Annotated in this window: 14 protein-coding genes; 5 read left to right on the top strand and 9 right to left on the bottom strand. The window is 70.1% G+C overall.

All coding sequences use genetic code 11. From position 1 onward, the window contains the following. Positions 1–39: 39 nt before the first annotated feature. Both L0B03_RS00125 and L0B03_RS00120 read left to right on the top strand, forming a co-directional pair. A complete protein-coding gene (locus L0B03_RS00125) occupies positions 40–657 on the top strand; it encodes a dTDP-4-dehydrorhamnose 3,5-epimerase family protein (protein WP_250442528.1) in 618 nt (205 codons plus the stop codon). Then, positions 654–2,342: a hypothetical protein gene (locus tag L0B03_RS00120; protein ID WP_250442527.1), complete on the top strand. Its 1,689-nt coding sequence runs from the start codon at positions 654–656 to the stop codon at positions 2,340–2,342. Before L0B03_RS00125 ends, L0B03_RS00120 begins: the two co-directional genes overlap by 4 nt. Here the strand turns inward: L0B03_RS00120 and L0B03_RS00115 are convergent, their stop codons facing one another. The 5 genes from L0B03_RS00115 to L0B03_RS00095 form a co-directional block, all read right to left on the bottom strand. Next, positions 2,343–3,470, bottom strand: a complete 1,128-nt coding sequence (locus L0B03_RS00115; RefSeq protein WP_250442525.1) for a glycosyltransferase family 1 protein — start codon at positions 3,468–3,470, stop codon at positions 2,343–2,345. It abuts the gene before it with no gap. Further along, positions 3,467–4,687, bottom strand: coding sequence for a polysaccharide pyruvyl transferase family protein (locus tag L0B03_RS00110; RefSeq protein WP_250442523.1), 1,221 nt, complete (start codon positions 4,685–4,687; stop codon positions 3,467–3,469). Before L0B03_RS00110 ends, L0B03_RS00115 begins: the two co-directional genes overlap by 4 nt. Beyond that, positions 4,684–5,631: a lysylphosphatidylglycerol synthase domain-containing protein gene (locus L0B03_RS00105; protein ID WP_250442522.1), complete on the bottom strand. Its 948-nt coding sequence runs from the start codon at positions 5,629–5,631 to the stop codon at positions 4,684–4,686. Before L0B03_RS00105 ends, L0B03_RS00110 begins: the two co-directional genes overlap by 4 nt. After that, positions 5,621–6,739 carry a nitroreductase family protein gene (locus tag L0B03_RS00100; protein ID WP_250442519.1) on the bottom strand — a complete coding sequence of 373 codons (1,119 nt, stop codon included), beginning with the start codon at positions 6,737–6,739 and terminating at the stop codon, positions 5,621–5,623. The genes L0B03_RS00105 and L0B03_RS00100 overlap by 11 nt, the downstream gene beginning before the upstream one ends. Before the next feature lie 85 nt (positions 6,740–6,824). Further along, positions 6,825–8,882, bottom strand: a complete 2,058-nt coding sequence (locus L0B03_RS00095) for a DUF4214 domain-containing protein (protein ID WP_250442517.1) — start codon at positions 8,880–8,882, stop codon at positions 6,825–6,827. Positions 8,883–8,985: 103 nt separating this feature from the next. On the opposite strand from L0B03_RS00095, the gene L0B03_RS00090 reads away from it, so the two are divergent. Beyond that, complete coding sequence (locus tag L0B03_RS00090) at positions 8,986–10,143, top strand: glycosyltransferase family 1 protein (protein ID WP_250442515.1); 1,158 nt, start codon at positions 8,986–8,988, stop codon at positions 10,141–10,143. Next, positions 10,140–11,180, top strand: coding sequence for a glycosyltransferase family 2 protein (locus L0B03_RS19455; protein ID WP_250442513.1), 1,041 nt, complete (start codon positions 10,140–10,142; stop codon positions 11,178–11,180). Before L0B03_RS00090 ends, L0B03_RS19455 begins: the two co-directional genes overlap by 4 nt. Before the next feature lie 6 nt (positions 11,181–11,186). On the opposite strand, the gene L0B03_RS00080 is transcribed toward L0B03_RS19455, so the two are convergent. Further along, entirely contained in the window at positions 11,187–12,131 is a 945-nt protein-coding gene (locus L0B03_RS00080; protein ID WP_250442511.1) for a glycosyltransferase family 2 protein, read from the bottom strand. A gap of 259 nt (positions 12,132–12,390) precedes the next feature. On the opposite strand from L0B03_RS00080, the gene L0B03_RS00075 reads away from it, so the two are divergent. After that, positions 12,391–14,820: a glycosyltransferase gene (locus L0B03_RS00075; RefSeq protein ID WP_250442509.1), complete on the top strand. Its 2,430-nt coding sequence runs from the start codon at positions 12,391–12,393 to the stop codon at positions 14,818–14,820. Positions 14,821–14,844: 24 nt separating this feature from the next. Here L0B03_RS00075 and L0B03_RS19450 read toward each other — a convergent pair whose 3' ends face one another. From L0B03_RS19450 to L0B03_RS00060, 3 genes are read right to left on the bottom strand one after another with little or no spacing between them, the layout of a single operon-like run. Beyond that, the gene (locus L0B03_RS19450) at positions 14,845–17,346 is read right to left on the bottom strand and encodes a glycosyltransferase (protein WP_250442507.1); all 2,502 of its coding nucleotides are present in this window, start codon (positions 17,344–17,346) and stop codon (positions 14,845–14,847) included. Next, on the bottom strand, positions 17,343–18,320 hold the full coding sequence (locus L0B03_RS00065) for a GDP-mannose 4,6-dehydratase (protein WP_250442504.1): 978 nt from the start codon (positions 18,318–18,320) through the stop codon (positions 17,343–17,345). Before L0B03_RS00065 ends, L0B03_RS19450 begins: the two co-directional genes overlap by 4 nt. A 3-nt stretch (positions 18,321–18,323) precedes the next feature. Next, on the bottom strand, positions 18,324–19,307 hold the full coding sequence (locus L0B03_RS00060) for a GDP-mannose 4,6-dehydratase (RefSeq protein ID WP_250442502.1): 984 nt from the start codon (positions 19,305–19,307) through the stop codon (positions 18,324–18,326). Positions 19,308–19,322: the final 15 nt, after the last annotated feature.

Raw genomic sequence — 19,322 nt, 5'->3', positions numbered from 1 at the left:
GCCGGTACGATCTCTGGGCACCCACACGAGAGGACGGACATGACCTACCGCGAGCTGAGCGTCCCCGGCGCCTGGGAGATCTCCCCTCGGCACCACGGTGACCCGCGGGGCGTGTTCCTCGAGTACTTCCAGGGCGGACCGTTCCTCGAGGCCACCGGGCACACCTTCGACCTCCAGCAGGCCAACTGCTCGGTCTCCGCGGCAGGCGTCCTGCGCGGCATCCACTTCGCCGACGTGCCCCCCGGGCAGGCCAAGTACGTCACCTGCGCGAAGGGCGCGATCCTGGACGTCGTCGTCGACATCCGCGTCGGCTCGCCGACCTTCGGGCAGTGGGACTCGGTCCTGCTCGACGACGTGGACCGACGCGCGATCTACATCGGCGAGGGCCTGGGGCACGCGTTCCTCTCCTTGGAGGACGACTCCACCGTCCTCTACCTCTGCTCGACCGGCTACTCCCCGGGCCGTGAGCACGGGCTGCACCCCCTTGACCCTGAGGTGGGCATCACCTGGCCCACGGTCGGACGTGACGGGTCCGCGCTGACGCCTCAGCTCTCGGAGAAGGACCGAGCCGCACCCAGCCTGCGGGAGGCCGAGCGCAGCGGCCTGCTCCCCACCCTGGCCGACGTCAGCGGGTACCTGGAGGCTCTGACGTCGTGACACGTCCTGCGACCCAGCCCACCGACCAGCCTGGAGCGGAGCCCCACCCGGGTGAGGCGAGGCATCGAGCCCCGCGACCCTCGCGCGACCTGCGGACCGCGCGTACCGGCCCCTTCCCGCGAGCCCTGGTCGCAGCGATCACCATCGTCTGGCTCGGCGTCCTGCTCACCTGGACCTTCGTCCTGCCAACCTACCGGTCCGCCGACGAACCGGCCCAGGTGAGCGCCACCCTGTCCTTGCGCTACGGGATGGACTGGCCGGGCTACAAGCAGCTGCCGATCGTCACCAACGTCTCCAAGACCCGCTCCATCGCGGGCCACACCGACGCCGACGGCCAGTACTACCCCCTGGCGCGGGAGGACGTGGTCCCCCGAGCGACGCGCCCGCCCTTCGTCGTCGACGGTGAGGTCACGACCTCCGGCACGAACAACCTGGGTCAGCACCCACCTGGCTACTACGCCTTGACCGCGGCGGCGAGCCACCTGACGCCCGAGAGCACCGCGTTCGACCTCCACGTGTGGCTGCTCCGCCTGGTCAACGTGCTGCTGATCACCCCGCTCCCGTGGCTCATGGCGTTGACGGTGCACAGGCTGGGGGCCGATCGCGCTGGCATCGCCGTCGGCGCTGCCACCCCGCTGCTCGTCCCCCAGCTGGGCGCACTGGGCGGCGCGGTCAACAACGAGAACCTCGCGATCCTCACGGGTGTCGCGATGTCCTACCTCATCACCCGGGTGGGTACGGGCGACCAACGTCGCAGAACGGCCGTGCTGCTCGGGCTCGTGCTGGCCGTCGGGCTGCTCGCCAAGGCCTGGGCGCTCCTGTTCATCCCGGTGATCTGCCTCGGGTACCTGCTCGGTGCGGCTCGCACCCGCCGTTGGGGCAGAGCCCTAGGTGGGCTGGTGACCACAGGCGCCCTCTCCCTCCTGGGCGCCTGGTGGTGGGTACGCAACTACCTCGTCTTCGGCGCCGTGCAGCCTGCTGGGCACCTGCCGAGCCGTGACGTGCCGCTCGACCCCGCGGCCGCGCTCCCCCGGTTCGTCAGCGCTGTCGCCGAGTACGTGCCGACGCGCTTCTGGGCGATGCTGTCGATCAAGCACGAAGAAGCGCCCTTCCCCTACGCGGTCACCTGGGCGCTGACCGTCGTCCTCCTCGTGGGACTGCTCGTCCTCGTGGTGCGCCGGCAGTCCTACTCCGCGCGTCGGGCCGACGGGCTGCTCCTGGCGCTGCCCTTCGTCGCCCTGATCGCTGTGCTCATGTACTCGACGTGGTCGCTCTTCCTCGACACCGGCTTCGCGCGCGGGCTCCAGGGCAGGTACCTCTTCACCGGCATCGCCGCCGTCGCCGGCGCCTTCGGTCTCGGCCTGATGGGCACGCTCCGGGGCAAGCTCAGGCAGGTGGCCGCGCTGGTCATCGTGGGAGGAGGACTCGCATTCACGGGCCTCTCGTTCGTGAAGGCCCTCGAGCACCACTGGGCCGGTGAGACCCTCATGGGGCGCCTGGAGTCGCTGGGAGCGTGGTCCGCAACACCACCCGCAGTGACCCTGGCGTGCTTCGCGGTCCTCCCCCTCGGCGTCGTGCTGCTGATCGTCGCCGGGTGGTGGGGTGCCAGGTCGAGCGCACCAGCCACCGACGCCGACGCGCCAGCCGGTGCGGGATCGGGCGGTTCGCCAGCGCGGGACGAGTAGTCAGCCCGCGGCGGCCGCGTAGGCGCGGAGGTGTACCTCCGCGGCGGTGTCCCAGGTGAAGAGCGCAGCTCGCCGTGCCGCTGCATCTCCGAGCGTCCGCCGTCTCTCCTCGTCCTGCAGCAGGTCACGAAGTGCGGCACCGATCTCGTGCTCGGTGGTGCCGCAGTACGCAACCGCGTCCCCGCCGACCTCCGGGAGAGACAGCTCTCGGGTGGTCAGCACGGCCGCGCCGCAGGCCATCGCCTCGAGCACCGGGAGCCCGAAGCCCTCACCGTGGCTCGGGTAGGCCAGGACGGTCGACGCCGCGAGGAAGCCTGCGAGGTCCGTCAGCGGAAGGTAGCCCGTCCGGATCACGCGAAGGTGGGGGGGGACAGCCGCGATCGCGGGCTCGATGTCCTCGTCCCACCCCGCTCCCCCGGCGAGCACGAGGGCGGGCGGGCTCGGGACGTCGCCGACCGCCTGCACCCATCCGCGCACGAGGGCAGGCACGTTCTTGCGCGGCTCGAGGGTTCCGAGGAAGCCGACGTACGCCTCTCCTTGTGCGAGCCCCAGCGTCGTGGTCACCCGCTCCCGCTCCTGGACGCTGACGGGATGGAACACCGACCTGTCGACGCCGTGATAGGCCACGTGGAAACGAGCCGCGGTACCACCGGCATAGCGGAGCACCTCGTCCCTCGTGGCTTCTGACGGCACGACGAGGGATGCCGACCGTCGCACCGCACCGCGGATGGCCCGTCGGAAGAAGCGTGCCTTGAGGCCCCCGTGCAGCGTCGGGTGGCTGAAGAAGGTCGCGTCGTGCAGCGTCGTCACCACCGGCACGCCGGCTCGTGCGGGCATCGTGTAGTGCGGGCTGTGCAGCACGTCGGCCCTCGTCCTCCGCACGACCTGCGGCAGGCCGACCTGCTCCCAGGCCAGCCGTGCCGGGCGGCGGGCGATGGCGACCGGAGCCGTGACGACCTCGGCTGAGGGCACGAGCGCCGAGGTCTGCTCGGCGTCCCGCTCCTGGCACACCACGACGAGGTCCGCCCCGGCCCGGCCGAGGGCAGGCAGCAGCTCATCGACGTAGCGCCCGACGCCCCCTCGGTCCGCCGGGATCGCCGTCGCGTCGACCAGGACCCGCGGGGTCATCCGCGGGCGACGCGCTCGATCACGCTGACCTGCTCGAGGGCCTTGGCCTTGACCTTCGGCAGCGAGCTCTCCAGCGCCTCACGGACCTCGCTCTGGCGGTCCAGCAGGTCGCCTACCCGCTCCGCGAAGACCTCGTCGGAGTAGGCGTCGTGGCCCAGGGCCCACTCGGCGAGGCCGAACATGTCGAGCACCTCGCGGTACTTGTGGCTCCACCCGATGACGAGCGTCGGGACGCCCATGGCGAGGGACGAGACCATCGCGTGGAAGCGCGAGGCGACGAAGGCGTCGCAACGGCCGATGAGGTAGCGCAGGGCCTGCGAGCTGAGCTCCTCGTCGGGGAACAGGACGCGCTCCGGGTGGGCGAGGCCCGCGTAGACCTCACGGCACAGGGGGAGGTCGTTGTTGTGCGTCTTGTCGGTGTGGGCACGTGCGCTGTGCGCGACGAGCAGCACCTTCTTGCCCAGGGTGCCCGTCAGGTGGTCCACCATGCGCTGGACCTCGGCGACGTAGTCCTCACCAGCGGCCTCGGCCGACTTGCGCAGCACGGCGCTCGGCGAGACCCCGACGACGTCGCCGTCGTCGAAGAAGGTCATGTCGACGGCCTGGCGCGCGAGCTCGGCGTCGTGCTCGGTCACGTCGAGGGTGAACGCCAGGTCCGCCCCGGCGGTCACGTTGTCGAGCCCTAGGCCCATGAGGTGCTCGTGGGTCACCGCGCCCCGCGAGACGATCGCGGCCATGCGCGGCAGCAGCGCCTTCGCCGCCAGCTTGTTGAGCGGGGTGCGGAACGGGCCCATCGCCTGCGCGCACTTCACGACCGGGGTCCCGACGAAGAGCGCGGGCAGGATGCTGGCGACGTTGTAGATGAGGAACTTGCCGCGTCCGTCGACGAAGGTGATGCCGCCCTGGTCGAGCATCACGTCGGCGGTCGCGAGGGCGCGCACCTCGGGGACGGCGCCCTCGATGGCCGAGCGGAGGGGCGGGAGGAGGCGGTGCAGGAGGGCGGCACCGTTGATGAGGACTCCCAGCCGCAGGGGCGAGGCGTCGAGGACCTTCATCGTCGGGTACGCGTTCTGCGCCGCGTCGGACCGCGGGTACATGCTCAGCAGGACGAAGCGTGCCTCCGGATCGCGCGCCGAGAGCTGCTGCACCCCGCTCTCGAGCATGGCCGCAGCCCCCTTGTTGCCGGAGAGAGCCGAACCGATGACTGCGACCTTCATGACGAACGTCCTTCCTTGGCTTCACGGACCTTGAGGGCGCCATACACGACGGCGACGACGACGTCCCCGATCGTGCTGTAGAGACGGGCGAGCAACGAGAGCACGATGGCTTGCTCGACGGGCATGTAGCGCGACGCGAGGAGCACGATGACCGACTCTCGCACGCCGAGGCCGCTCGGGACGAAGACGGCGAGGATACCAACGGCACCTGCGAGCACGTAGATCGCCGCGAGCGGCACGTACGCCGACGGCTCGACGTCCAGGAACGACGCGACGATGAGGACGAAACCCAGACCGTTGATGATCCGCGGGACGAGGAAGAGCAGCTGGTAGCCGGTCGTAGCACGCCAGCCGAGGAAGTACTCCTCGGGGACGTCCCGCTTGAGGGCCCGCCGAGCGACCAGGTTCACGGCGCGACGGAAGATACGCCGGTCGGTCAGCAGGAGCAGCGGCACCAGGGCGACGAGCACCGGCACGAAGGTGCCGAGCGCGTCTCCGGTCGCTGCGAGGGAGTCGTGGAGGAGCAGGATCACGGCCGTGGGGACGATCGACCCCAGCAGCAGGAAGACGTTCTCGTAGACGAAGGAGATGACCACCAAGGTGCGCGAGATGCCGCGCTGCTTGGCCCAGAGCACCTTGTTCGCCACCGAGCCGACCTGCCCCGGCACGTACTTGAGCAACCATGACGCGCACTGGACCCTGATCGCGTCCGCGGTCGTGACCTTGACCTTGCCGAGGCCGGAGAGCATCGAGCCCCAGAGCAGGCCAGACACCACGACGGCAGCGCCGAAGAGCAGCACCGCGGCGACCGAGTAGCCGTTGACCTCGACCTCGATCTCGCGGACGGCGTCCCAGTTGTCCGCTAGGGCGCGACCGAAGAAGTACCCGACCAGCCCCAGCACCAGGATCGTGGCGCCGAGGCGGAGCAGGCGCTTACGACTCAAGGGCGTTGAAGGAGCGCAGGACGTCGAGGTCCTTCTTCTGCGAGAACGCGACGAGGCCGGTCGGGTCGGCGTACCCGACGGCGATGAGCATGATCACCCGCTCGTGGGGAGCGAGCTTGAGGGTCTTGGCCATCTTGGCCTCGAGGGGCTCGAAGTCCGGCCAGTTGATCACGCTCGAGCTCAGGCCCAGGGTCTCCAGGGCGTACATGAAGCCCATCGACGCCAAAGCGGCGTCGATGTAGATGACGTGCCGGTCCCGGGGCGAGAAGTAGCTGTCCAGCCGCCCCTTGACGACGATGAGGGTGGGGATCTGGTGGGAGTAGCCGGCCGCCCCGAACGGGATGCTGCCGACGGTCTTGACCATCTCGGGGTCGTCGAAGACGAGGTACTCGTAGGGGAGGCGGTTGCACGCCGTCGGGGACTGGCGTCCGACCAGGAGCGCCTTGTCGATCAGGTCGCGCTCGACGGGCTTGTCCAGGAACCAGCGCACCGAGCGGCGCTGGTGAGCCAGGGTGAGCAGCTGCTCGTAGGTGACGTCGCTGCGCTTGATGTCACCGTGCTCGTAGGGCTTGATGGTGCCGTCGGTCGGCGAGTGCTCGAGGGACGTGAACACCGCTCGGGCCCGGTCGACGACCGGGTCCGGGACCGTGATGACGTCGAAGTACTCGGCCAGCACGTCGTGGGCCCACTGGATCTCGCTCGCGTCCATGACCGGGTCCTGCGGGCCTCGGCGGACGGCGGTCCGGTAGAACTCCACCGTCTCGAGGATGTAGTCCTTGGCGAACGCGTCACGGCGCGGCCGCATGAGGATGCCCTTCTCGAGGCGGTGCACGTTGCGGCGCAGCTCGACGTGCGTGATCCGTGACCGCCGCAGGTTCTCGTAGTAGGCGCGTCGACCCGACAGGACGGCGAACTGCTCGCGGTTGAAGGTCCCGAAGCCGGGGATCGAGTAGAGGGTCGCGCCGAGGCGGGTCGATCCCCCGACGGCCAGGACCCCGCGGTTGGCGGTCTCGTACGTCTTGCGGACGGCGGGGATCGCCAGGAGGTCCTTGGCGATGCGCTTGAGCTTCTTGATCACGGCTTCCTCAGGGTGACGACGGATGGGCACCGGGCGCTGCCCGCGGCCCGTGCACGCACGGGTCCTGGCCGCGAGCGAGTCTACCCGCGCCGCAGCTCGCCGCCGCGGGACCCCGTCACGCCTTGCGGTAGTACTCGTTGCTGGCGACGATCCCCGCGATGACGGCCTCGGTGCGAGTTCCCCGTTGGATCTTGCTCACCCAGGTGCGTCGCCCCGTGGTGTCGAGGCCCCGCCCGAGAAGGTGCTGGTAGTGCCCCTCGACCACGGTCGACAGGTACTCGGTGGACAGCAGGAATCCCATCGCGACGGACCGGCGGCTCGACCCCGACCCCAGGCGCGCCTGCCAGCTGCGGACCTCGCTCGTGGTGGGTGTCCGGCCCAAGACGTCGCCGTAGAGCTCTCGGATCCACCCCGCAGAGGACCCTCCGGCCTTCACGTAGTACTCGTTCGAGGCGAGGAACCCCGCCTCCATCTGCTGGATCGTCCCCCCGCGCCGCATCGCGCGGAGCCAGGAGGCGAGCCCGTGCGGATCCGCCTCCCGGCCCAGGAACTGGCGGTAGGACTCGCGGATGAGTCGACCGCGGTACTCGTTCGATCCCGTGATCGAGTTGGCCACGCCCGCGCGAGGGGCACCCGACTGCAGGGCGGAGGTCCAGGTGGCGAGGCCGCGCGCGTCAGGGCCGCGACCGAAGAGATCGAGATAGACCGTGGTGACGTAGCGCTCGATCGCAGGATCCCCGACGGCCGGCCCCACGGTCACCCGTGCGACGGTGCCCGTCCTGGCGACCGTGAGCGCCAGGTCGGTGTCCGGGATCGTCCACGTCCCGCCCTGCGGAAGGTTCGCCGACGAGAACGCGAAGGAGCTCGTGGGCTGCATGTCGAGGAGGACCGTCTCGGGGGCGCCGATCCGGTCGGGTCTGCGCAGGTGTACCTGCACCCCGGCCCACTCCGGCACGCGGACGTCTCGACCCGCGGCAGGGCGAAAGCTCACGTACAGCCGCCCTGCGGGGACGTCGATCGAGAGCGCGCGGAGCGCAGACGTGCTGGCGAGCGGAGCCAGGTCGACGGTGACAGGAACGCCCGAGGTGGCGCTGACGCGCCTGACCTGCGCATAGCCGAGGTGGTCGGCCAAGCCCGTGCTGAGGTTGCCGGTCGGACGGTTGACGAACGCCGCGCCCATCACGTCGGCGAGGTCGGCGTACTCGCGCACCACGCAGGCCGAGGAGAAGGAGCTCGCCCGGACCAGCGGGACCCGGCGGCCGCCGCTGGTGCACGTAGCGGTGTTGGCGTGCCCCAGGCCGAGGTTGTGCCCGAACTCGTGCGCGAAGACGTCGGCGGAGAGCAACCCGTTCACCCACATGAGGGAGCCCCCCACAGAGCCCAGACCGGCCCAGCCGCAACTGGTTCGCTCGGGGAAGTACACCACCACGTGATGGCGCGGCTCGGCTGAGACTCCGTGGGCGGCGCGGGCCTTGCTCATGATGGTCAGGTAGTCGCAGCCCTGCACCGGTCCGATGTCCTGCCAGCCGCGCACCGAGGTCTGGAGGCTCAGCTGCCCGCCGGACTGCGCCCGCCAGTAGGTTGCCGTGCTGGACGCGAGCTCGCCGAGCTTGGCCTGGGTCGCGGCAGGGTCCGGCGTCCCGAAGTGGACCGGCAGCACGGTCAGGGTCCTGGACCCCGTCACCTCGGCCGTCGCGACGTCCTGGTCGGTTCCGGGCCCCGACGCGGGGCCACCGGCCACGACCACGTCCACGAGAGGGCTCGCCTCGGCGCTGCTCCCGTCACCCAAGGCCTCCAGCGCGTCGAGCTCGTCCTCGCCCGGGTCGAGCTCGAGGGTCAGCGTGACCTCGCTCCCCGAGGGCAGCTCCTCCAAGGGGGAGCCAGCCGCGAGCTCGTACAGCTGGTCGTCCACCTCGAGCACGACGACGGTCTGCGAGTCGCTGGCGTGATCTGCGTGATCTGCGTGGTCGGGCTCGGGTCCCTCCCGGTGGGGGTGGGGCGCGTCGACGAATACCGTCCACGCAGTACCGTCGACGGTCACGACGCTCTGGCCGCCGTCGGCCGCGTGCGCCGTGATCCCGGTGGACACCCCGACGACCGCCGTCAGCACTCCGGCGAGCACCCCTCGAAGCGCTGCCGGGCGTCTCGCCGTCTGGTGGGTCTCGTCCCGCATCGTCGCCGGGCCTCCGTCGCGTCTCCCAGGCCGCCGAGCAGAGACCCACGCTCAGTATCGGACGAGGACCACCGATCCTGAGGAACCCCCTTAGGCTCTGAGCGTGTCGACCTCTCGTGAACAGCTGCGGATCGAGATGACCGTCGAGCAGCTCGCCCAGCCCGCTCCGGGCGGCTCGGGGACGTACATCACCGAGCTCGCGGCGCAGCTGGCGAAGGATCAGGAGGTATCCCTGCTCGGGGTCGCGGCCCGACGAGATCAGCCGTTGACCGGCCTCCCGCACGAGGTGCTGGTGAGGCACGGTCGCCTTCCCCGGCCCGTGCAGTACGAGGCGTGGAACCGGTTCCGTCCTCGAGGCAAGAACCGGGCCCTGGTCGCCGCGCAGCAGGACCGGGTGCTGCACGCGACGACGTGGGCCGTCCCGCCCCGCACAGCGCCCCTGGTGGTCACCGTGCACGATCTCGCCTTCCTCCGTGACCCGAGCCACTTCACCCGTCGAGGCAACGCGTTCTTCCGGCGCGCCCTCACGATCGTTCGTGCCGAGGCCGACGTGGTCGTCGTCCCCTCTGCGGTCACGGCCAGGGACTGCGTCGCGCACGGCATCGACGAGGCACGGATCCACGTCATCCACCACGGGGTGCGAGTGCCCCTGATCGGCGAGCACGACGTGGAGGGGTTCCGCCGGGAGCACGGTCTCGCCCGCCCCTACCTGCTGTGGTGCGGGACCCTCGAGCCGCGCAAGAACCTCGAGGCCCTCGTCAGCGCGTTCGAACAGCTGCTCGCCGAGGACGACCCCGGCCTCGACCTCGTGCTCGTCGGTCCGCTGGGCTGGGGGGACGTCGCCGCCCGCGTGGCCGCCCACGCCGAGCAGCTCGGAGGGCGCGTGCACCTCCTGGGTCGGCTGAGCCACCACGACCTGCATGTGGCCTATGCCGGTGCGCGTGCCTTCTGCTTCCCCTCGACGTGGGAGGGGTTCGGGATGCCGGTGCTGGAGGCGATGGCGCACGGGGTACCCGTGGTCACCTCGTCCGGGACCTCGATGGCTGAGGTCGTGGGCGACGGCGCCCTGCTCGTGGATCCGCGCTCGACGCGAGAGCTGGCTGAGGCGATGCGCGCGGCTGCTGGGGCCAAGCACGGTGAGCTCGCGGTCAACGCCCTGGCGAACGCAGCCCGGTACAGCTGGGCCAGGAGCGCCACCGCCCACGTCGCGGCCTACCGTGACGCCGTCGAGCGAACGCTCACCTCGGGTGGACGACGGTGAGGCCCACGTCCGCCAGGGCCGTGGTGGTCACCTGGAACGGCGCCGACATGCTCCCGCCGTGCCTGGACTCGCTGCTCGCGCAGGTCAGCGACGTCGAGCTGGAGGTCCTCGTCGTCGACAACGCCTCCGACGACGGCACCACCGAGCTGCTCCGCGATCGCTACCCGCAGGTGCAGGTCACCCGGAACGGCAGCAACCTGGGGTTCGCCGGCGGTGCGGCGGTGGGCTGCAAGGGCTACGACGGCGACCTGCTCCTCCTGCTGAACAACGATGCGACGCTGGCTCCCGACGCCTTGCAGCGGATGGCCGACGCGCTCCGCGCACCGGGTGCTCAGCGCGTGGCCGCCGTCACCGCGAAGATCCTCCTCGCCGGCAGGTACCTCCTGGTCCCGGACGACGGCGGGCCCCTGCCGCACGGGGCCTACCGCCACGAGGGCAGGGTTGCTCTGCCCTCCTCCTCGCCGGAGGCGGTGCTGCTCGTGAACTCGACGGGGAACGTCCTGAGCCGAGAAGGTTCCGGCCTCGACCGCGACTGGCTCGTCACCGACGGCCAGGAGACCGGGGGGCCCGACGTCCTTGGCTTCTGCGGGGGTGCGGCAGTCCTTCGACGGGCGGCGCTGGACCAGGTCGGCGGCTTCGACCCGGACCTCTTCCTCTACTACGAGGACACCGACCTGTCCCTCCGCCTGAGGGCCGCGGGCTGGACCGTACGGTATGAGTCGGGCGCGGTCGCCGTGCACCGTCACGCCGCGAGCTCCGGGACGGGCAGCCCGGTGTTCCGCTACTACAACACCCGGAACTCGCTCATCGTCCTCGGGCGGCACGCTCCCCTCGGTCTGGTGCTCCGCTCGACGGCTCGCCAGGTCCTGGGCCTCGTGGCAGCCGTGGTGCGCAGGGAGACTCCCGCCGTCCGTCGGGCCCGCTGCCGGGGACTCTGGCACGCCACACGCCGCCTCCCCCGCACGCTGCGCGAACGCCGCAGGACGTGGCGGGGGGCCCAGGTCTCGCGCCGTGAGGTCGGGCGACTGCTGCGCTGACGCTGGTCAGCGCTGGTACTGGATCGCCTTGATCCTCTCGAGCTGGTCCTCGAGGAGCACCCTGTTGGTGCGTTGCAGGTCTGAGAGCACCCCGAGCGCGAGGGAGAGCAGGGCCGCGACCGCCATGATGGCGCCGAAGATCAGCGACTGGACGTTGCCCGACGTGTCGCCCCCGGTGAGCCAGATGAACAGGAACCGGACCAGAGGAGTTGCCGCAAGCACGCCGAACAGGATCGTGAGGGTCGTGAAGATGACGTACGGCTTGAACATCAGGTAGCTGCGGGTGATCGCAGAACCGGACTTCGCCATGTGGTGGAAGATGTTCTTGAACAGCCTGGACTCGCGCGTCTTCGCGTTCGTCTCGACCGGCACGCTCTCGATCCGCAGGCGCTTGTTGCCGGCCTGGATGATCGTCTCCATGCAGTAGCTGAACTGCGTGACGACGTTCAGGTGGAACAGCGAGGCTCGCGAGTAGGCGCGGAAGCCGCTCGCGGCGTCGGGCAGCTCGGTGCTGGCCGCGCGGTTGACGATGTAGCTGCCGAAGCGCTGCATGATCTTCTTAAACGGCGAGAAGTGCTCGATCGTGTGCGTCTGGCGGTCGGCGATCACGATGTCGGCCGTCCCCGCGAGGATCGGCTGGACCAGGTCCCCGATGCGGTTCTGCGGGTACTGGTTGTCCCCGTCGGTGTTGACCACGACGTCAGCCCCGTGGCTCAACGCGTAGTCGACGCCGTCCCGGAAGGACCGCGCCAACCCCATGTTCCTCGTGTGGTGCACGAAGTGCGTGACCCCGTGGGCGCGAGCGACCTCGAGGGTCCGATCGGTCGAGCCGTCGTCGATGACGAGGATCTCGATCTCGTCCACGCCGTCGATCTGGGTGGGGATCGACTCGAGGACCGCGGGAAGCGTCTCCTCCTCGTTGAGGCAGGGGACCTGGATGAAGACCTTCAATGGATGTCCTGTCGACTGTCGGGCTGAACGCCGATCCGCGGGGCCGAGGCTTCTCGGGACGGGTCGCGCGACCATGGTAGTCACCCAGCCACGTGAGATGTCGGCACGGCCGCCCGGGACCTTCGCTCGCACGCACCGTGAGGAGCGAACCTCCGTCGCCGCAGAGGCGGCGTCGTGCGCACGGCGACAGGCTAGATTTCTCCAAGCTGCGGACATCCCCACGGAGACAGCAGACCGAGCACTCGACGGAAGGAGGAGGATGCGCGCCGTTCCCTCCGTGATCCTCGTCAGCCACCAGCGGGCTGCCGCCCTCGCGGCACTCGCCGTCGAGCACGCCCGTCGGGCTCTGCCAGGCGCCCACGTGATCGTCCTCGACCTCGACGGCACCTTCCCGCTAGCGGATGGCTGCACCGTGCTCGCCCCCACCGACGTCGGGATCGACCAGCGGCACCTGCACCTGGCAGCGTTGACCTCCGGTCCCGCTGTGCTCGCACGCCGCACGTATCCAGCACTGCTCGAGCACGTGGCCCCCACCAAGGGTCCCGTCATCGCGTTGCGGCCAGGCGCCCTCCTCGTCGGCAGACCTGCAGCTCTCGTCGACGACCTGACGCAGCCCGTCCTCTGCTCGCGCGTCCCGGACGTCACCGGCGACGACCTGTGGCCGCAGGTCCACGACGCAGCTCGCCGCGGCGCCTACTCCGCCGCCCTTCTTGCAGCCCCAGACACCTCATCCCTCCTTGCGCTCTGGAAGGCATGCGTCGCCCGTCCCCTCTGGCTTCCCACTGACTCAGATGAGGCTGACGACGCACGCTGGCTCGACGTCGCGGCCGCTCGTGTCTCTCACCAGACCTTGGGTGTCCAGGAAGGTCTCGTCTCAGCCTGGTCGCTCACCTCCGACCAGGCGTTGACGGTGGACGAACACGGCATCACGGTCGATGGCAGGCAGGTGGTGGGCATCGACCTCACCGCCTTCGACCACCACCTGCCGTGGCTGCTCGACAGCGTGCCGCACGGCAACCCTCGTGGGCGCCTGAGCGAGCATCCGGCCCTGGCGGGAGTCGTCGCACGTGCCGCTTCCCGGCTCGTGGAGCTTCACGAGATGCGGCCGACTCCGACGTGGGACATGACCGTGCTCGCGACAGGGGACGAGGTCGACCCTGCGCTCCGGATCGTCTATCGCGACGCGTGCCTCGCCCACGACAGAGGCGCTCCGGCACCGCCTGACCCGTTCTGCGAGGAAGCCGCGCAAGATGTCGCAGACTGGCTCCTCGAGCCAGGCCCGGCCGGCGAGCCCGCCCGCTACGTGGCCGCGATCTACGCAGGACGACAGGACCTCCAGGACCGGTTCCCCGGCGTCCCTGGCGAGCACACCGATGCCCTGATGCGCTGGGTCGCGGACCACGGCCGCAGCGAGGCCGCCTACTCGGCGGCTCTGCTGGACGGCGCCCTCGACCGCCACTCCCGCGCACCAGGGGCGACACCCTCTCCCTCGGCCCGCACGGGGCCCAGCACGCGCGGGGTCAACGTCATCGGCTTCCTCCGAGGCGAGCTCGGGGTCGGCGAGTCAGCACGCCAGATGCTCAACGCCCTCCAGTCTGCGGCTGTGCCGACGAGAACGGTCCCGGTCGCCCGTCACGCCTCCAGCCGTCAGGGCGCGAGCTACGCCAGCGGGGATGCTGGCCCCACGCGCGACACGAGCTTGATCTGCGTCAACGCCGACCTCACGCCGTCGGTCGCCGCCTCGATGCCCTCCCTCTTCTCCCAGACCTACCGGATCGGGATGTGGTACTGGGAGGTCGAGGAGTTCCCCGCGGACCAGCACGTCGGCTTCGACCACCTGGACGAGGTGTGGGTCGCGACGGAGTTCATCCGCAGAGCCATCGAGCCGCACTCACCGGTACCGGTACGCACCGTGCTTCCCCCGCTGCCTCAGCGGGGCGAGGATCCCGTGCTGTCACGTGAGGACCTCGGGCTCCCCGCCGGTCCCCTGTTCCTCTTCTCGTTCGACTACCTCAGCACCGTCGAGCGGAAGAACCCGCTCGGTCTGATCGATGCCTTCGAGCGCGCCTTCGGCGTGGACGGGGAACCGCACCTGGTCATCAAGTCGATCAACGCCGACCGCCGACCCGCCGAGGCCGAGCGACTTCGCCTGCGAGCCGCCGCGTCCCCGCGAGTGGTGCTCCTGGAGGACTACCTCGACGCCGCAGCACGAGATGCCCTGGTCGCGCACTGCGACGCCTACGTGTCGCTGCATCGCGCCGAGGGCCTGGGGCTCACCATCGCTGAGGCCATGGCATGGGGCAAGCCGGTCATCGCGACGGCGTACAGCGGCAACCTCGACTTCATGTCCGAGAGCAACAGCTACCTGGTCCCGTTCGCGGACGCTGCCATCCCCGAGGACGCCGCGCCCTACCCACCCGGCGGGGTGTGGGCAGAACCCGACCTCGACGCGGCGGCTGCCGCCATGAAGGACGTCATCGAGCACCCCTCGAACGCCCTGAAGAAGGGAGCGCAGGCCGCCCAGGACATCGCTGCCCTGCACTCCCCCGAGGCCGCTGGGCGCAGGGTCCTCGAGGCCCTCGCGCTCTCAGCCCCGCACCGTCGCGCCCGGCGCAGGACCGTCCGCGCTGCCGCGCTGACCGATGTGGTGCGACGAGCCGTGCGCCGGCTCCCCCTCGGGAGAGCCTGACAGCCCGTCAACCTTGGAAAAGGCTCAGCCCCGACCGAGCACCCGACGGGCCCGCCCCGACGCACGACGCGCCACCTCGGTGACACCCCCGGCACGCAGGTAGTCCTTCGCCAACGCAAGGTCCGCCTTGACCGACGGGCGCGGACGCCGTCGCGGCGCCCGTGCCTCAGAGGCAGCAGCAGGCACGGCGAGGTCGAGGGCCCGGCGTGGGTGCCGACAGAACTCGACCAGAGGCTGCAAGGCGTTCGACCAGCGGTACTCCTCGGCGACCTCACGGACCGCCGTCCGGGCACGCTCCGCGGCCTCCTCGTCGAAGAGCAGCTCTTCGAGCGCGCTCTCCAGCGCCTCGACGTCCTCGGCCGGCACCGCGTGCCCCAGACCGCGCTCCTTGATGAGGCCCCCGAAGGTGTCGCCGTCCGTCGCGACGATCGGCAACGAGGCCCACAGGTAGTCGAGGATCCGGGTGCGGAAGCTGAACTCCGTCTCGATGTGCTGGAAGTGGGTCGAGACGCCGACGTCGGCATCGAGGAGGTAGTCCGCTCGCTCCTCGTAGGGCACCCATCCCTCGTTGAAGAAGACGTGCCGGCCCGTGAGCCCGAGCTCCTCTGCGAGCTCCCGCGTCCGCCACGCGACGGTCATCGCCGGCACCCCGGGGTTGGGGTGCTTGAGGCCGAGGAAGAAGAGCCGGACCTCGGGGTGACGGTCCTTGAGCCGGTCGACCGCGCGGATCAGCGTGAGCGGGTCGAACCAGTTGTAGATGCCTCCACCCCACAGGATGACCTTGTCCTGCGGCCCGATGCCCGGGATCGCACCCTTGATCGCGTGCCTGGCCTGCTGCGGTGCCTCGTCGGGGATCCCGAAGGGGACGACCGAGAGCAGGTTGTCCAGGTTCTGGTTCTCGTCGTAGACGGCAGGGCTCACTCGTCCCTGGCCGGCGAGCTGACCGAGCCAGAAGTCGCGCTGCTTGCTCGATGCGCACATGAGGAAGTCAGCCCGACGCAGCTGTTCGTTGAGGGCGTGGGTCGTGACCTCGACGGCGTGCGCGCGGCCCTCTTCACCGAGGTCACGCGCCTGCTCGAGCTGTTCGAGATGCATCGGGTCGTAGACGTCCGCGACGATCACCTTGCCGCTCCCCTTCAACCACAGGGACGTCTCCAGGAGGAAGCCCTGGAAGATGATCACGTCAGCCCAGTCGGTGGGCTCGCGCAGGCCGGTTCCGGCCGCGTACTCGACCTCGAAGTCGGGGCTCGTACGCCGGGCGCCCGCCGTCGAGACGAGCCTGACCTCGTGCTCCGAGGCGAGCGCCTTGGCGATCTCCCACGCGCGGATCGCCGGCCCGGCCATCCGCTCGAGCAGCGGCTCGCCCGTGACGACCAGGATGCGGTGCCGAGCCGTGAGGTGCTCGGCGATGGCGAACGCCTCGACCAAGGAGTCGTGCGCGGAGAGGTACGCGGGCATCCCGTAGGCCGGCTCGATGGCTTCGCGGAACAGCGGGAACAGGTCCCGGTCCGAGCGGCGCCGACGGGCCTGCAGATCGCGTCGCGACTCGAGGAGGGAGGGCAGCTGCTCGACGAAGTAGTCGATCGCGAGCGGGCCCGTGAGTGCCATCTTGGGGACCTCGACCGACCCGACCTCGTCACCGCCCGGCGAGCGCTGAAGGTCGAGCATCGTCGCGTCGAGCTCCGTGCGGGCCACGGATCGCCGCACCGCGAGAGCCATGGCGGCGGGCAGCGCGCGGGCCAGGGATGCGTCGTCGTAGTTCTTGTACATCATGAGCAACGCGTTGCGCTCGAGCAGATAGCTCTCGCGGAAGTTGCCGAACTTCTTCATGGTCACGTGGTGCCGGTGGTATGCGACCGACCCGGGGACGTACCGCACGCGGTGCCCGAGCAGGTTGAGTCGCCACCCGAGATCGACGTCCTCGTAGAACATGAAGAACCGCTCGTCGAACCCGCCCACCTCGCGGTAGAGGGCTGCGCGCACGAACATCGCTGCTCCCGTGCCGAAGAGCACGTCCTTGGGTCGCTCCCACGCCCCCGTGTCGGGCTTCTCGACCTCGCGCTTGTACCCCATGCCGAACCAGGTCAGGGAGCCGTCGACGTAGTCGATCAGACGCCCCTCCCAGTCGAGGACCTTGGAGGCCACGGCCCCGACGTCAGGCTCAGCCTCGAGGACGGCGACGGCCGCCTCGATCCAGCGCTGGTCCGGGCGTGCGTCGTTGTTGATGAAGGCGAGGTGCTCACCGGTCGCGTGCTGGGCACCGAGGTTGCAGCCCCCCGCGAAGCCGGTGTTCGAACCTGCCTCGACGACGACGACGCCAGGAACCTCGGTCCGGATGCGATCGGCACTGCCGTCTCCGGACTCGTTGTCGACGACGATGAGCTCGAGGCGATCCTTCGGCCACGCGATGTCGTCGAACGCCCGAAGGCAGGTGATCGTGTCCTCTGCTCCCCGGTAGTTGACGAGGATCACCGAGACGACGCCGGCGCGTGCCGATGCGACGTCGCGGTCCGTCTGCTTGGTCACTCACCCTCCCGGAGAAGCTCGAGGTCGTGGTCGACCATGCGTCCGACGACCTCGTCGAAGTCCACGGTCGGCGTCCATCCGAGCTCACGGCGCGCTCGGGAGGGGTCTCCCACCATCACCTCGGCGTCCAGCGGACGAAGGAAGGCGGGGTTGACCTCGACGTGGTCCGCCCAGTCATCACCGACTCCGGCCCGGCGCAGCGCGGCCTCCGCGAACTCCGCGACGGTGTGCGTCTGGCCGGTGGCGATCACGAAGTCTGCGGCCTCGGTGTGGCGTGCCGCGCGCACCATCGCGTCGACGTAGTCCGGTGCCCAGCCCCAGTCCCGACGGGCGTCGAGGTTCCCCAGCTCCACGGTCCCCCTCCCGTCGACCGCGATCCGCGCCGCGGCGGCGGTGATCTTGCGGGTGACGAAGGTGACCGGACGCCGTGGGGACTCATGGTTGAAGAGGATGCACGTCGCCGCGTGCAAGCCCTTGCCCCGATAGGCCGCGGCGATGCTGTGGCCATAGGCCTTCGCCGCGCCGTACGGGGAGACCGGGCGCAGCGGGGTGTCCTCGTCCTGCGGGGAGCGGTCCGCCTGACCGAAGATCTCCGAGCTGCTCGCCTGCACGCACCTCACCAGACGCCCCGAGCGTTCCTGCAGCTCCCACGCGGCCTGGAGCAGCACGGCGACCGCGACACCGCTCAGCTGAGCGGTGAGGACGGGCTGCTCCCAGGAGTAGGCGACGGAGCTGATCCCACCGAGGTTGTAGAGCTCGTCCGGCTCCACGCCGGCGACGAGGGCGCGGAGGCCTTCGGCGTCTGCGAGGTCCCCACCGTGCAGGTGGAGCCGGGGGTGCGCGTCGGCCAGAGCCCGGGCAGTCCCGTCCTGGGTGTGCACCAGGCCGTGGACCTCGGCGCCCTCGTCGAGCAGCTGCTCAGCGAGGTACCCGCCGTCCTGACCCGTGATCCCGGTGATCAGGACACGCGTCACCGGTCAGCGTCCTGCGGCACGCTGCTCGGCCAGGTCGCTCTCGACCATCATCGCCACCAGCTCCGAGAACCCGACCTTGGGCTCCCAGCCGAGCACGGTACGCGCCTTCTCCGGGTCACCGATCAGCAGCTCGACCTCGGCCGGACGCATGAAGCGCGGGTCCTGGCGGACGTAGCCCGACCAGTCCTCGATGCCGACGGCACCGAAGGCGACGTCGAGCAGCTCCTTGATGGAGTGCGTCTCCCCCGTGGCCACGACGTAGTCGTCAGCGGTGTCCTGCTGGAGCATCCGCCACATCGCCTCGACGTAGTCCCCGGCGAATCCCCAGTCGCGCTTGGCGTCGAGGTTGCCCATGACGATCTCGTCCTGCAGCCCCAGCTTGATCCGGGCGACGGCCTGGCTCACCTTGCGCGTCACGAACTCGGGGCCGCGGCGCGGCGACTCGTGGTTGAAGAGGATGCCGGACGAGGCGTGCATGCCGTACGACTCGCGGTAGTTGATGGTCATGTAGTGGCCGAAGACCTTGGCCACCCCGTACGGCGAGCGGGGCCAGAGGAGGGTCGACTCCCGCTGGGGGACCTCCTGCACCTTGCCGAACATCTCCGAGCTGGACGCCTGGTAGAAGCGCACCTTGGTGGGGTCGTCCTTGGAGTAGAGCCGGACCGCCTCGAGGACGTTCAGGACACCCTTGCCCGTGACGTCCGAGGTCAGCATGGCGTTCTCCCACGAGTACGCGACGAAGGAGATCGCTCCGAGGTTGTACACCTCGTCGGGCTGGGACACCTCGAGCGCACGGAGCAGGCTCGACAGGTCGGTGAGGTCGCCCGTCAGCAGCTTCACGTCCGGGACGGTCCTCTGCACGAGCTCGTACTTCGGGTTGTTCTGGCCACGGATGAGCCCGTAGACCTCGTAGCCCTTGGCGAGCAGGAGCTCGGAGAGGTAAAGACCGTCCTGGCCGGTGATGCCGGTGATGAGTGCGCGGGGCATGGTCCCTCGAGTGCC

This window comes from Actinotalea sp. C106 (assembly GCF_023630195.1).
Classification (GTDB): domain Bacteria; phylum Actinomycetota; class Actinomycetes; order Actinomycetales; family Cellulomonadaceae; genus Actinotalea.
This window is presented reverse-complemented; position numbering and strand designations above follow the sequence as displayed.

What these genes read in the sequence shown, in the direction of transcription:
- L0B03_RS00125 (WP_250442528.1), top strand. Translation starts at nt 40, where the DNA reads ATGACCTACCGCGAGCTGAGCGTCCCCGGCGCCTGGGAGATCTCCCCT.
- L0B03_RS00075 (WP_250442509.1), top strand. Translation starts at nt 12,391, where the DNA reads ATGCGCGCCGTTCCCTCCGTGATCCTCGTCAGCCACCAGCGGGCTGCC.
- L0B03_RS00095 (WP_250442517.1), bottom strand. Translation starts at nt 8,882, where the DNA reads ATGCGGGACGAGACCCACCAGACGGCGAGACGCCCGGCAGCGCTTCGA.
- L0B03_RS00060 (WP_250442502.1), bottom strand. Translation starts at nt 19,307, where the DNA reads ATGCCCCGCGCACTCATCACCGGCATCACCGGCCAGGACGGTCTTTAC.
- L0B03_RS00110 (WP_250442523.1), bottom strand. Translation starts at nt 4,687, where the DNA reads ATGAAGGTCGCAGTCATCGGTTCGGCTCTCTCCGGCAACAAGGGGGCT.
- L0B03_RS00115 (WP_250442525.1), bottom strand. Translation starts at nt 3,470, where the DNA reads ATGACCCCGCGGGTCCTGGTCGACGCGACGGCGATCCCGGCGGACCGA.